Origin of the sequence: Corynebacterium sp. zg254, from assembly GCF_024701495.1 — a bacterium.
In the GTDB taxonomy this organism is placed as follows: domain Bacteria; phylum Actinomycetota; class Actinomycetes; order Mycobacteriales; family Mycobacteriaceae; genus Corynebacterium; species Corynebacterium zhongnanshanii.
The window spans coordinates 258,999-272,959 of sequence record NZ_WIAR01000001.1; the positions used below are offsets into that span (position 1 = coordinate 258,999).

Sequence of the window (13,961 nt, forward strand, 5' to 3'; positions counted from 1 at the left end):
TCTATTCGCCGCGCAGCTCACGCATACGGCGAGCCACGGCGTCGTCAGCAACATCATTAACCTGAGGCTGTCCCTGCTCGATAGCCGCCTGAGGCTCAGAAGACTCCACCGCGGCGTGTCCTCCACCGTTCATCTGCGCGCGAATCTCCTCCAGCCGGGAGTGACCAGCCATCTGGATGCCAGCCTGCTCCACTTCAGCCATACGACCCTGAACGGAGTTCTGCGCCAACTCAGAAGCACCCAGGGCGTTGGCGTAACGAGCCTCAATCTTTTCGCGCACCTGGTCAAGGTTAGGAGTAGAGCCGCCGGAGATCTGGTTCATGGACTTCAGCGAGTCCGCTACCTTCTCCTGCATCTTCGCCTGCTCCAGCTGGCTGAGCAGCTTGGTCCGCTCCGCAGCCTTCTGCTGCAGCTGCATGGAGTTGCGCTCCACAGCCTGCTTCGCCTGGGCAGCTTGCTGCAAAGATTGGTCGTGCAGGCTCTTCAAGTCCTCCACGGACTGCTCGGCGGTAACGAGCTGGGCGGCGAAGGCCTCGGCGGCGTTTTCGTATTCCGTCGCCTTCTGAGTGTTTCCTTCGGCGCGTGCCTTGTCAGACAAGGTGAGAGCCTGCTTGGTGTTTTTCTGCAGCTTCTCTACTTCTTCGAGCTGGCGGTTCAGCTTCATTTCCAGCTGTCGCTGGTTGCCGATCACGGCTGCTGCCTGCTGGCTGAGCGCCTGATGCTGGCGCTGTGCTTCCTGGATGGCTTGCTCGATCTGGATTTTCGGATCGGCGTTTTCCTCAATTTTGCTGTCGAACAGCGCCATGAGGTACTTCCACGCCTTTACGAAAGGGTTTGCCATTGTTGGTGGGCTCCTAGCTCACAATGTACGAATCAACTGTATTACTCAAGCTTAGCGTGTGACAGACGCAGCGAGTTCAGCGGCAGCGGCGTCCAGAGCCATCATCGAGGCAGCTTCGATGATGATCGTCGCTACACTCACGCCCATGGCGTGGCAGACGCTGGCCAACAGCTCGGAAGAGACTTCCTTGCACCCACGCTCAAGCTCGGAGAGGTAGCCCGGGGACACGCTCGCCAGGGACGCCAACTCACGAAGGGTGAAGCCCGAGTGCGCACGATAGTCACGCAGCGTGGCTCCCAGCGCCTCTCGGAGAAGAGGTTCATTAGCGGCGGGCATGTGTGGCGCATGTGATTCAACCTTGGCGGCCTGCGCCGTATTCTTCTGTTCCAGAAGCAGTGTATTTTGAGTCATCACTTATCCCAACGCTCCACGGGTCTGATTTGTTCCCATCAGTGTACGCGATCTGTCAGACGTAAGGCATCGAAGAGCGCACAGTCCACGGCGAGGCTGCGCACGCGTGCGCGGACCTCCTCCGGGTCCAGGTCATTAAGCACCCCTTTGTGCACGAGGTCCTCATATTCATCCTGAATACAACGGACAGACTCACCGCCTGGATGAACCACGGCCACATAGACCTCTCCCACCGGGTGCCCGTCCTGGGGTTCGGGCCCTGCCACCCCGGTGATGCCGACCCCGAGCGTGGCTCCGCAGCCCTCGGCGGCGCCTCGGGCCAGTGCCGCAGCGACCGCTGAAGAGACCGGACCCTCAGTGTCTAAAAGCTGCGCATCCACCCCGGCAAGGGTTTCCTTAAGCTCGGTGGCGTAGACAATCACCCCACCGCGAAGCACCGCCGAGGCGCCGGGTACCTCCGCGATCGTCGCGGCGCATAGCCCCGCCGTGAGCGATTCCGCGGTAGCCACAGTGATGCCCGTGGACTGGCATCTCTCAACCAACGCAGAGGCCTGGGGGTTAATCACGCGAATCCACCAGGTACTGCACGCCCGTGATCACGGTCTGCGCCACGGCCAGTGCCATAAAAACCACCGCGGCAACATGCCAGAAGCCGGCCGCCGGGAGGATGAACAACGCCACTGCCACCGTCTGCAGGACGGTCTTGAGCTTTCCGCCCTTCGACGCCGGCACCACTTTTCCACGGCGCGCCAAAATCATACGCCACACGGTGATACCCAGCTCCCGCACCACGATGACGGCGGTCACCCACCACCACAGCTCGCCCAGGATATTCAGGCTGACGAACGCGGAGATCATCAAGGCCTTATCCGCGATGGGGTCCGCGAGCTTACCGAAGTCTGTGATGACCTGGTAGCGCCGTGCCAGGAAGCCATCTAGTTGGTCCGTGAACATCAGCGCGATAAATACGCCGAGCGCCCACCAGCGCATGGTGAGATCCGGCTGGGTGGCTGTGGACCAATCCTGGGAGGACAGAATGAGCCACAGGAACACCGGGATCACTGCAATTCGAATAACCGTCAGCGTGTTGGGCAGTGATACCGAATGGACAAACCGACCGAAGCTAGAGCGTGATAATTCCTGTGACGTGTGCACGCTTAAGAGTCTACCGCATCCTTCTTACGGCCAACGGTCAGCGAAAGGATCGTTACCACGGCCAGAATTCCCACGATCACAAGCAGCGAAAGCTCGGTGGGGAACTCAAAGACGGACACATTCTCACCGCCGTTGATGAACGGCAGATTGTTTTCATGCAGGGCGTGCAGAATCAGCTTCACGCCGATAAAGCCGAGGATCAGCGCCAGACCGTAGCCCAGGTAGACGAGCTTCTCCAGCAATCCGTCGAGCAGGAAGTACAGCTGCCGCAGTCCCAGGAGGGCGAAAGCATTCGTGGTGAACACGATGTACGGCTCCTGAGTGATGCCGTAGATGGCGGGGATGGAGTCCAGTGCAAACAACACGTCCACAAAGCCGATGCAGATCAGGGCGATGAGCAGTGGAGTGGCCATCGTCTTGCCCTTAGTCTTAAACAGCAGCTTATCGCCGTTGAACTTCTCGGACACGGGGATGAACTTGCGGGCGAGTTTCACCACCACCATGTCGTTGGGGTCCTCGTCCTCGGTGCCACGCACCTCGTCGATCACCAATTTCAGAGCGGTCCACAACAGGAAAATACCGAAAAGGTAGAACACATCGGACCAGACATTAATGACAGCCGCACCCGCCCAAATGAACAGGCCTCGGCATACCAATGCGATGGCAATACCGAACAGAAGCACCTTTTGCTGGTATTCCCGCGGGATCTTAAAGCTGGACATAATGAGCGCGAACACAAAGAGGTTGTCCACACTCAAGGCTTTTTCGGTGATAAAGCCGGTGAAAAACTCCACACCGTGCTGGTGCGGGTTGCCTGGCTCTCCCCAGGTCAGCCACAAGAATCCGCCAAATACAAAGGCCAGCGCGATATAGAACAGCGACCACAGGGCGGATTCTTTCATCGTCGGCGCATGGGGAGTCCGAACGTGGCTATAAAAATCAAAGATGAAGAAGCCGGCCACTACCGCAAAGGTAATGAGCCACGTCAGGGTATTCACTTCCATAAAAAGGACCTCCGGTCACTAGAACGTATGTCAAAGAACCGGAGGTCTCCCCCGCCACTCACAGAGTTAAGAGTGGCCAACGCGACCGGGAACTTTCTACCTCATGGTGTGGGTAAAAGTGCCGTGTTGACGATCAGCGTTGTCGTGGGTACTTAGGGGTACTCCCCTCCAATGATCGCCCAGTCTACACTAAAAAACACCCTTGGTTGGATCCGCGTCCACCACGGTGGTGTCACTGCGCTCCTGGATCTGGCTGGCGTTCTCCTCCATCTCGTCGCGTACCTCCTTCGGAGCGTCCGCCGGGTCGGCGCCCTTGATCATCCACAGAATCGTATCCAACTCTTCCGGCTTCACCAGCACCTCGCGCGCCTTAGAACCTTCCGATGGCCCCACCACTCCGCGGGTTTCCATCAGGTCCATCAGGCGTCCCGCCTTGGCGAATCCAATGCGCAGCTTACGCTGTAGCATCGACGTGGACCCCAGCTGTGCCGTGACCACAAGCTCCACCGCCTGGAGAAGGTCCTCCAGATCGTTGCCGATGTCGGCGTCGATCTCCTTCTTCGCCTCGGAAGATTTATCGTCGGTCACGCCCTCGGTGTAGTTCGGCTCGCCCTGCGCCTTGGCCGCTTCCACCACGGCCTGGACTTCCTCGTCGGTGACGAAGGCGCCCTGAATGCGCATCGGCTTGCCCGCGCCCTGCGGGATGAACAGGCCATCACCCATACCGATGAGCTTTTCGGCGCCGCTCTGGTCCAGGATCACTCGGGAGTCCGTACCGGAGGCCGTAGCGAACGCCAGGCGGGACGGCACGTTGGTCTTAATCAGACCAGTCACCACGTCCACCGATGGGCGCTGCGTTGCCAGAACCAAGTGGATGCCTGCGGCACGGGCCTTCTGAGTGATGCGGACAATGGAATCTTCGATCTCCCGCGGCGCGGTCATCATGAGGTCCGCGAGCTCGTCGACCACGCAGATGATGAACGGGTACGGACGGTACACGCGCTCGGAGCCGAGCGGTGCCGTGATCTCACCTGTGCGGACCTTGTGGTTGAAGTCCTTCACGTGGCGTACACGGGCGGCCTTCATGTCCATATACCGCTGCTCCATCTCCTCCACCAGCCAATTCAGGGCGGCGGCAGCCTTCTTCGGCTCCGTCACAATTGGCGTAATGAGGTGCGGAATCCCCTCGTACGGCGTGAGCTCCACCATCTTCGGATCCACCAGGATCAGTCGCACGTCCTCCGGGGTCGCGCGGGTCAGCAAGGACACCAGCATGGAGTTGACGAAGGCGGACTTACCCGAGCCGGTAGAACCCGCAACCAAAAGGTGCGGCATTTTCTGCACCGCAGAGGCCACGAAGTCGCCCTCGATGTCCTTGCCTAAACCAATCAGCGTGGGATCCGTGTCACCGACGACCGACGGTGCGTGCAGCACATCAGATAGTCGCACCATCTCGCGGTCCGTGTTCGGAACCTCGATGCCCACCGCGGACTTACCCGGAATAGGCGTCAGAAGACGCACGTTGTCGGTAGCCACGGCGTACGCCAAGTTGGACTGAAGGTTGGTGATCTTGGAGACCTTCACACCCGGCCCGAGCTCAATCTCGTAGCGCGTGACAGTCGGCCCACGGGAAAAGCCCGTGACGTGGGCATCCACGTTAAACTCTTCGAACACGGCGGAGATCGCCTCGATCATGCGATCGTTGGTGTCACTCCGGGCCTTCGATTCCTCACCGGGGATCAGCAGGTCGGCGCTGGGCAGCTGGTAGTTGCTGCCGTCGAACATGGTCACGGCTTCGTCGCGTGGCGCAGGAGTCTCCTCCTTCGGCTTTACCGCCGAGGCGTCAATCCCCGAGCGTGCGATGATCGCCTTCTTGATGGATTCCCGAGAGTCCTCTACTGCGTCTCGCTCCGGTTCAGGTTCCGGTTCCGGCTCCGGTTCTGGCATAGGCTTTGGCTTAGGTTTCCGCTTAGGCCGCTCTTCTTCCTCCTTCATCTTGCGAGAGAAGTCCAGGACCAACGTCTCATCCGCCGGGGCCACCTCCCGCGGCTGCCTCCGCTGTACACGTGGGGTACGGGATTCGGACACGGCGGCGTCGAGCTCCTCGTCCACGCCATCGTAAAGATCGTCGACGTCGGCGTGGTCATCCTCATATTCCCGACGCCCAAGCCCCAGGTAATCTCGGCTCGCGCGGAAGGCCTCGGCGAACGTCATGCCGGTGAGCTGCAGCGCTCCGTACACGATTGCGAGCAGGAGCAGCGGAATCGCGAGGAAGTTGGAAAAGCCCACGCTCAGGGGCGTTCCCACGAATTGGCCGATGATTCCACCGGCGGAGGCCCGTGGTTCCGATTCCGTGGGCAGCCCCGCGACGATGTGCATGATGCCCAGGCAGGACAGCGCAATGAGTCCGGTACCGAGGCCGATGCGCCCCAGGGAGCGTTGGGTCACGTCGATGCCCACCATCAGGATCCATCCGGCCGCAAGCAGGATGACTGGGATGATGTAGGCGCCTGCGCCCACGAACCACGTGAAGATGCCGGACACCACGGTGCCCACGGCGCCACCGACAGTGAACCACAGGGTTCCGGCGACGATCAGCGCCAATGCGAACAGCGCTAGGGCCGGGCCGTCGTGCCCTCCGCCCAGACGCGTGACGCCTGACGGTTCATCGAGTTCCTCTTCCTCAGGCTCCACGACGGGTGGCTCCTTTTTAGCGAAGCGGGGTGATGTGCGCTGCTTCTTCGGCGTCATAACCTCTGTGTCGGCCTCCTCAAAAAAGTCGTGGTCATCCTCATATCCCCCGCGGTCGGGCATCGCACGACGAGTCAGGGAGCCCAGCCCGCGCGCGGTTCCTCCAAACAGAGCACCCACTGCGGAAAATGCGCTGCCGGTGCGCTGAAAATCCGAGGTGTCATAGGCCTCGGTGCGGTAGTTCCGAGGCGATTTCTTCTGCGGATGTCGGCTACTGGCAGTCATGCGCTCCACTCTAGTCGCAAGTGCCACATAAGTAACATCTTTAACACGCGCGTGGCGCCGATCTTCTAGACTGAGCGGCCACTCACGCGCTGAAACAGGCCCGGGTCGCTGATCGTCAGCTGGGACACGGCAGCATCCCGCCCAAACAACCACAGCAGCAGGTCTTGCGGATCGCCCTCAATAGTCAAGGTTTCATCCTTGCCGTGTGACGCCGCGCCACAGCGCACACTCCGGTCTTTCCACCGCAATTCAATGGGAACATCGGACTTTTTCACCAGCAGGGACGCGCGGCCATCGATAAAGAACCACAACAGCTCGCGATCCTGGTCATCCAAGGGGCGGGCCGGCACCTCCCCTCCCCTAGCACGGCGAACATCCTCAAAGTGAATAAAATTCTCCGTGACGTTCACCACTTTATCCAGCGGCTTCATCGGCGACCACCAGGGAGGCCCCGCTTCAAAGCGCTGAACAAGCTCCTCATAAGGCAAGGCGGAATACTTCGCCGTCACGGAATCCAAATGGCCGGACACGGCCGGGACAAACATCCCCACGGCCGCATCGGGGCGCGCTTCGCGTAGGACCAGGTGGACCACCAAATCCTTGGTGGTCCACCCCTCGCACAGCGTGGGAGCATCCGGGCCGCTGGCCCTCAAGGCCTCGGCCAAGCCCTGACGCTCACGTCGAGCGAAATTCGAGGCGAACACATGGCGAAGGCGCACGGTACTACTGAGACTCCCGCGTCAAGGTCTCGTCGATCTCTTCGACGATCTCACTGGTCATCGGCACCACCGTAGGCACGATGAATGGCTTGCGCTTCCACTTATCGCTAATGATCTTGCCGACCTTGCGGCGGATCTTCTGAGCCATTCGGTATGGATCGTTCTCGCCCTCACCGGCCAGGTCCAACATGATGTTGTCCACGGCACCGGTGAGTTCCTTCACGATGTCCCGGGCGTCGTCGGAGAAGCCATTGGTCTTCACCGTCGGAGCCTCCAGAGGACGGCCGGTGCGGTTATCGATCACCACGGTGATGGACACCAGGCCACCTTCGGCCATGGCCGTGCGGTCTTCCAGAACCTCGGTTCCGATGTCACCCATCCGGGAACCATCCACGTACAAGTTACCGACGGTGGTCTGACCAACCACCTTGGCGTGGCCCTTGTGCAGGTCCACAAACACACCATTCTGTGCCAATGGAATATTCTTCGGGTTCACACCAGTCGAGATCGCGAGCTCCTTGTTGGCGCGAATGTGCCGCCACTCACCGTGGACTGGCATCGCATTGCGCGGACGCGCGGCGTTGTACAGGAACAGCAGCTCGCCAGCATAGCCGTGACCAGACGTGTGCACCTTGGCGTCGCGTCCAGTAACCACGGTGGCACCGATCTGCGAGAGCATATTGATCACGCCGAACACGGCCTCTTCGTTGCCAGGCACCAAGGAGGAGGACAGGATGATCAGGTCTCCAGCCTTCACGTTGATCTGGCGGTGCTCGCGACGAGCCATGCGGGACAGGGCGGCCATCGGCTCACCCTGGGTGCCCGTGGTCACCAGAAGAACCTTGTGCGGCGCCATCTTTGCAGCCTCGTCCATCGTGACGATGGTTCCCTTTGGCGCGTTCAGGTAGCCCATGCGCTCCGCGATCTCCATGTTGCGGATCATGGAACGGCCATTGAAGGCGACCTTACGGCCCGCGGCAACGGCGGCATCCACCGCGGACTGCACGCGCGACACGTTCGACGCGAAGGAGGCGAAAATCACGCGCTGCTTGGCGTCGCCCACCAAACGCTTGATGGTCGGCACCAGATCAGCCTCCGAACCGGACACACCCGGCGTGGTGGCGTTCGTGGAGTCGCACAGGAACAGGTCGATGCCCTCGTCGCCGAAGCGGGACAGTGCGGGCAGGTCCGTGGGGCGCTTGTCCAGCGGGGTCTGGTCTAGCTTGATGTCGCCGGTGTGGACAACAAGGCCCGCACCAGTCTTCAGTGCGATGCCCAGGCACTCCGGGATGGAGTGGTTTACCGCGAAGAAGCGGATGTCGAAAGGCCCGCGAGACTCGTGGGAGTTCTCATCCACCTCGATCAGCTTCGGACGCTGACGGTGCTCCTGGCACTTCGCAGCGATCAACGCGCAGGTGAAGCGAGAGGCGATGATAGGAATATCAGCGCGCTGCTTCAGCATCCATGGGATGGCGCCGATGTGGTCCTCGTGACCGTGGGTCACCACCAGTGCTTCCACACGGTCCCACTTGTCCTCCATGTAGGAGAAGTCTGGCAGGATCAGGTCCACGCCCGGCTCATCGGAACTCGGGAACAACACACCACAGTCAATGATGAGCAGGCGGCCGTTGTACTCGAAGACAGTCATGTTGCGGCCGATCTCCGAGATACCACCCAACGCGACGATGCGCAGATCGCCCTTGGCCAGCTTTGGTGGCTGAGGGAGGCGCTGAGTGAGGTCAGCGCCCTGCATTGTCTTCAATGCGCCTGAGCGCTGGTTGTCCTGCCCGCGACCTCCGCGGTTGCGTCCGCCGTTGCCACCGTTTCCGCGGCCTCCGCGAGAGCGGCGGTTTCGTCCCCCGCCGTTCTTATTATTCGTGTTCTTCTTCGTCTCTTCGCCGTTCTCCTGTGCCGCTGCTACGGTCTCAGCGCTAGGAGAACCAGCCTTCCGGGTCACTTTGCGTGCCCTGGAACGTTGTTCAGTCATATTTCCCTTGTACGAGCGGTGTCCTTACTGAAGGAATCCTGCTCGTTGTAAGTCGTGAGCGAGCTGTTCGTATTCAGCATCGCTAGGTTCGAGGATGGGCAGGCGTGGTGCTCCCACGTCATGCCCAAGAAGCTTCAGTGCTGCCTTGGCGAATGTAACGCCTCCCAACCGAGCCTGCGCTTCTTGCAATGGAGCCAGGGACACAGCGATGCGTCGGGCTTCAGCAAGATCCCCTGCGTCATAGGCGTTGCGCAGTGCGCGAAGTTCCGCGGCTGCCACGTGTCCAATGACGGAAATGAAACCAGTTGCCCCCGCGGCAAGCCACGGCAGGTTGAGCGGATCGTCGCCGGAATACCAGGCGAGATCGGTGGTTTCAATGAGTTCCATGGCGTGGAAGATATCGCCCTTAGCGTCTTTCACTGCCTGGATGTTGGGGTGTTCTGCAAGACGACGCAGGGTGTCTTGTTCGATGGGGATCACAGAGCGAGAAGGAATGTCATACAGACAGATAGGAATGTCCACAGCATCTGCCACCGTGGTGAAGTGCTGAACCAATCCTTCCTGGCTTGGACGGGAGTAATAAGGCGTCACGACCAGCAGTGAATCTGCGCCGGCCTCAGCAGAGGCCTTGGCGAGTTCCACAGAGGCAGCCGTATCGTACGATCCTGCACCGGCGACCAGCTTCACACTGTCTCCCAGTTCGGATCGTACTGCTCTGAGCAGGTCTAATTTCTCCGATGCTCCAGTGGTTGGAGATTCGCCGGTAGTTCCGGCGAGGATCAGAGAATCGAGGCCTTGTTCTACCAGATGACCAGCGAGTGATACACCGGCGTCCAAGTCGACGGTTCCGTCCTTCTTAAAAGGAGTCACCATCGCAACTGAGATCGTGCCGAAATGCTCGGCTCCGTTCGTTGCCACAATACCTGTACTCATAGCTCCCCACAGTACCTTTCTCGATAGCAAACTGTTGAATTGGCACGGCTTAAGTGAGCCGCGCACTAAAATTCGTTGACATAAGGGCTGGTGGCCATGCGGCCACCATCGACCAGATCTACCACGCTAAAGTCATCAAACACCTCGGGCGAAATCTGCTTCAGCTTCTCGAGGCATTCTACTGCGATCCGCCGAATCTCCGGGTCCGCATGCTCGGCGGCGCGTGTCCCGATGAAGTGCCTCCAGCTGCGGAAGTTTCCGGTCATGACAAAACGGGTTTCGGTGCAGTTCGGCAGCACAGCGCGCGCTGCCTGACGAGCCTGCTTCGCCCGCACCGCGGCGTGGGACCCTTGATTCAGCCCCTGCGCCGAAATGCCTTGAAGAATCTCTTCGTAGGCCTGATGAGCGACATCGGCGGATTGAAGAAACAGGCGCGTGAGCTGCTCATCAGCCCGCACTGCCTCCGGCACTACCACGCGTGCTTCCTCCGCGGGCACGTACCTCTGCGACAGTTGTGAAAAAGAGAAGTGCCGATGCCTCATGATCTCATGGCTGCACGAGCGCGACACGCCCCGGAGGTACATGCTCGCCGAGGAGTGCTCCAGAACCGCAGTATGCCCCACATCCAGGATGTGACGCACGTAGGCCTGGTTCGTGGCCGTGTGCGGGTTGGGCTTATCCCACGTTTCGTAGCAGGCGCGTCCGGCGAACTCCGACAGGGCGGACCCGTCCGCGGCATCCGTACTCCACCGCACATCACTCGGTGGGGCGAACGTGGTGTGCCCCACCAGGTCGATGGACAGCTCGGCGATGGTGGCCATGCTTACAGGTCCATAAAGTGCTCTAGTCCCACCGTCAACCCGGGATGCGACCCAATTTTTTCGACGCCGAGCAGCACTCCCGGGACGAAGGACTCACGGTCGTAGGAATCCTGCTTGATGGTCAGAGACTGTCCTCGAGTGCCGAAGATGACCTGCTCGTGCGCGACCATGCCGGTCATGCGCACAGCGTGCACGGGAACGCCGTCCACGTCAGCGCCGCGAGCTCCCGGCAGAGCCTGCTCGGTGGCGTCCGGCTGCTCGCCCAGGCCGGCCGCTGCCCGCGCCCGCGCGATACCTTCTGCAGTGTGCACCGCTGTTCCGGAAGGCGCATCCACCTTGTTGGGGTGGTGCAGCTCCACAACCTCGGCAGACTCGAAGTAGGGTGCCGCGATTTCCGCGAACTTCATCGTGAGCACTGCGGAGATGGCAAAGTTCGGCGCGATCAGCACACCTGTGGAAGGGTTGGCGGCCAGCCATTCTTTAAGCTGTGCGTAGCGATCTTCGGTCCACCCGGTGGTTCCCACCACGGCGTGGATGCCGTGCTCCACACAGAACTTGAGGTTGTCCATCACGGCGGCGGGGATGGTGAAGTCCACCACGACCTCTACCCCATTGTCGACGAGCAGCTGCAGATCGTCTCCGGCATCCAGTGCCGCGGCCAGCTCCAGCTGTGGATCGGCCTCCACTGCCGTCACGATGGCTGAGCCAACGCGGCCCTGTGCTCCCAAAACTCCGACCTTAGTCATCTGTGCTTTCCCTTCACTCGATTGCGTTGTGCGGTGCCTTAGTCCTCGTCGACCAGAATCAACGAGATCTTGCCGCGGTTATCAATATCGGCGATTTCCACTTCCAGTTTCTCGCCAACGGACACCTCGTCCTCCACCTTCTCGATGCGACGGTCGCCACCGATATTGGAGATGTGCAGCAGGCCATCGCGGCCTGGCAGCAGGGAGATGAACGCACCAAAGGCAGTGGTCTTCACGACCGTGCCCAGGAAGCGATCTCCCACCTTCGGCAACTGCGGGTTAGCGATGGCGTTGATCTTCTCCGTGGCCTCCTCCGCCGCGGTGGAGCTGGTCGCCGAAATAAAGACGGTGCCGTCCTCCTCGATGGTGATGTTCGCGCCGGTGTCCTCGGTGATCTGGTTAATGTTCTTGCCCTTAGGGCCGATGATTTCACCGATCTTGTTCACGGGGACCGTCACGCTGGTGATACGAGGAGCGAACTCGCTCATCTCATCGGGGGCGTCAATCGCGTCGTTCATAAGGCCCAGAATCTCCAGACGTGCTTCGCGTGCCTGGCCCAGCGCCTCGGCGAGCACCTCGGAAGGAATACCGTCGAGCTTGGTGTCCAGCTGCAGAGCCGTGATGAAGTCTTCGGTTCCGGCCACCTTGAAATCCATGTCGCCGAAGGCGTCCTCGGCACCAAGAATGTCGGTCAGGGTCACGTACTTGTCCTTGTTACCCACCTTGCCGGTCACGAGACCCATGGCGATACCGGCCACGGGTGCCTTCAGCGGCACACCAGCGTTATACAGGCTCAGGGTGGAGGCACAGACGGATCCCATAGAGGTGGAGCCGTTGGATCCCAACGCCTCAGAGACCTGGCGGATGGTGTACGGGAACTCCTCGCGGGAGGGAATCACCGGCACCAAAGCGCGCTCGGCCAGGGCACCATGTCCAATTTCACGCCGCTTCGGCGAACCGACCCTGCCGGTTTCTCCGGTGGAGTACGGCGGGAAGTTGTAGTGGTGGATGTAGCGCTTGTGAGTCTCCGGAGCCAGAGAGTCGATCTGCTGCTCCATCTTCAGCATGTCCAGGGTGGTCACACCCAGGATCTGCGTCTCGCCTCGCTCGAACAGGGCGGAGCCGTGGGCACGTGGCACCAGCTGGACCACAATGCCGAGGTCGCGGATAGTGGTGCTCTTGCGGCCGTCGATGCGGAAACCATCTTCCAGGATGCGCCGGCGCACGAGCTGCTTGGTGACGTCGTTGTGTGCCGCGGCGATTTCCTTCTCGCGCTCAGGGAACGTGTCACCGAGGGCGTCGACTGTCTCCTCCAGGTTCGCGGCCAGGGCGTCGTCACGCTCCTGCTTGTCGGCGATGCTCATGATGTCGCCCAGGGCTTCCAGGGCCTCGGCCTCCACGGCGGTCTGCACGTCGGCACCGAACGGTGGGAACAGCTCCAGTTCGCGCTGCTCGCTCGGCACAGCCTTCGCCAGAGCCTCCTGAGCCTCGCACAGGGTGGCGATGAAAGGCTTAGCAGCCTCGATGCCCTCGGCCACCACGGCCTCCGTAGGAGCAGGGGCGCCCTCAGCGATGCGCTCCACCACGTTGTGGGTAGCGCCGGCCTCCACCATCATCACGGCCACATTCGGCGTGGACTGGGCTGGCTTGCGGCCACGGCCGCGCGGCTTCGCTGGCTCCGTCACACGGCCGGCAACAACCAGTTCGAACACGGACTGCTCCGCCTGCTCGCGGGTGGGGAACGCTACCCACTGGCCGTCTGGGTGATCCTCGTCTGCCACCAGAGCCATGCGCACACCGCCCACGGGGCCGGATACAGGCAGGCCAGACAGCTGGGTGGATGCGGAGGCGGCGTTGATGGCCACCACGTCGTACATATCCTGTGGGTCCAGGGACAACACGGTCACGATGACCTGTACCTCGTTGCGCAGTCCCTTCGCGAAGGTGGGGCGCAGCGGACGGTCGATTAGTCGGCATGCCAGGATGGCTTCGGTGCCCGGGCGGCCTTCACGGCGGAAGAAGCTACCGGGGATGCGCCCCACGGCGTACATGCGCTCTTCCACGTCCACTGTCAGCGGGAAGAAGTCAATGCCCTCGCGTGGGGTGTTGGAGGAGGACGTGGTGGACAGCATCATCGTGTCCTCGTCCAGGTATGCGGTCACTGCCCCGTCAGCCTGGCGGGCAAGCAAGCCAGTTTCAAAGGTGATGGTGCGCTGTCCGAAATCACCGTTGTCGATGGTGGCGGAGGCCTGCCAGATGCCGGCTTCGTCGTCCACCAATTCCGCCTGGATCTTGGCGGGCTTCGTAGTCTTCTTCGTGTTCTTCTTCTGAGGGCTCATGCTCTCAACTTTCTGCTTGAGCGCTCACG

The 13,961-nt window shown here is 61.0% G+C and carries 12 protein-coding genes; all 12 read right to left on the reverse strand.

Annotated elements, in window-relative coordinates; all coding sequences use genetic code 11:
* Position 1: 1 nt before the first annotated feature.
* Positions 2 to 841, reverse strand: a complete 840-nt coding sequence (locus GC425_RS01245) for a PspA/IM30 family protein (protein ID WP_151844096.1) — start codon at positions 839 to 841, stop codon at positions 2 to 4.
* Between the two features lie 51 nt (positions 842 to 892).
* Positions 893 to 1,252 (reverse strand): helix-turn-helix domain-containing protein, encoded by a 360-nt coding sequence (locus GC425_RS01250; RefSeq protein ID WP_151841643.1) that lies wholly within the window; start codon positions 1,250 to 1,252, stop codon positions 893 to 895.
* 38 nt (positions 1,253 to 1,290) lie between these two features.
* Positions 1,291 to 1,818 carry a CinA family protein gene (locus GC425_RS01255; protein WP_151844095.1) on the reverse strand — a complete coding sequence of 176 codons (528 nt, stop codon included), beginning with the start codon at positions 1,816 to 1,818 and terminating at the stop codon, positions 1,291 to 1,293.
* Positions 1,811 to 2,407 (reverse strand): CDP-diacylglycerol--glycerol-3-phosphate 3-phosphatidyltransferase, encoded by a 597-nt coding sequence (gene pgsA, locus GC425_RS01260; protein WP_151841645.1) that lies wholly within the window; start codon positions 2,405 to 2,407, stop codon positions 1,811 to 1,813. Before pgsA ends, GC425_RS01255 begins: the two co-directional genes overlap by 8 nt.
* 2 nt (positions 2,408 to 2,409) lie before the next feature.
* Complete coding sequence (locus tag GC425_RS01265; RefSeq protein WP_151841646.1) at positions 2,410 to 3,411, reverse strand: TerC family protein; 1,002 nt, start codon at positions 3,409 to 3,411, stop codon at positions 2,410 to 2,412.
* Positions 3,412 to 3,600: 189 nt separating this feature from the next.
* Complete coding sequence (locus GC425_RS01270) at positions 3,601 to 6,387, reverse strand: DNA translocase FtsK (RefSeq protein WP_151844094.1); 2,787 nt, start codon at positions 6,385 to 6,387, stop codon at positions 3,601 to 3,603.
* A gap of 65 nt (positions 6,388 to 6,452) precedes the next feature.
* A complete protein-coding gene (locus tag GC425_RS01275; RefSeq protein WP_231699702.1) occupies positions 6,453 to 7,106 on the reverse strand; it encodes a TIGR03085 family metal-binding protein in 654 nt (217 codons plus the stop codon).
* A 4-nt stretch (positions 7,107 to 7,110) separates the two neighbouring features.
* Positions 7,111 to 9,093 (reverse strand): ribonuclease J, encoded by a 1,983-nt coding sequence (locus GC425_RS01280; RefSeq protein WP_151841648.1) that lies wholly within the window; start codon positions 9,091 to 9,093, stop codon positions 7,111 to 7,113.
* Between the two features lie 24 nt (positions 9,094 to 9,117).
* The gene (gene dapA / locus GC425_RS01285; RefSeq protein WP_151841649.1) at positions 9,118 to 10,026 is read right to left on the reverse strand and encodes a 4-hydroxy-tetrahydrodipicolinate synthase; all 909 of its coding nucleotides are present in this window, start codon (positions 10,024 to 10,026) and stop codon (positions 9,118 to 9,120) included.
* 65 nt (positions 10,027 to 10,091) lie between these two features.
* Positions 10,092 to 10,847, reverse strand: a complete 756-nt coding sequence (gene thyX / locus GC425_RS01290; RefSeq protein WP_151844093.1) for an FAD-dependent thymidylate synthase — start codon at positions 10,845 to 10,847, stop codon at positions 10,092 to 10,094.
* Positions 10,848 to 10,849: 2 nt separating this feature from the next.
* Complete coding sequence (gene dapB, locus GC425_RS01295) at positions 10,850 to 11,593, reverse strand: 4-hydroxy-tetrahydrodipicolinate reductase (RefSeq protein ID WP_151841651.1); 744 nt, start codon at positions 11,591 to 11,593, stop codon at positions 10,850 to 10,852.
* A gap of 38 nt (positions 11,594 to 11,631) precedes the next feature.
* Complete coding sequence (locus tag GC425_RS01300; RefSeq protein ID WP_151841652.1) at positions 11,632 to 13,932, reverse strand: polyribonucleotide nucleotidyltransferase; 2,301 nt, start codon at positions 13,930 to 13,932, stop codon at positions 11,632 to 11,634.
* Positions 13,933 to 13,961 lie beyond the last annotated feature (29 nt).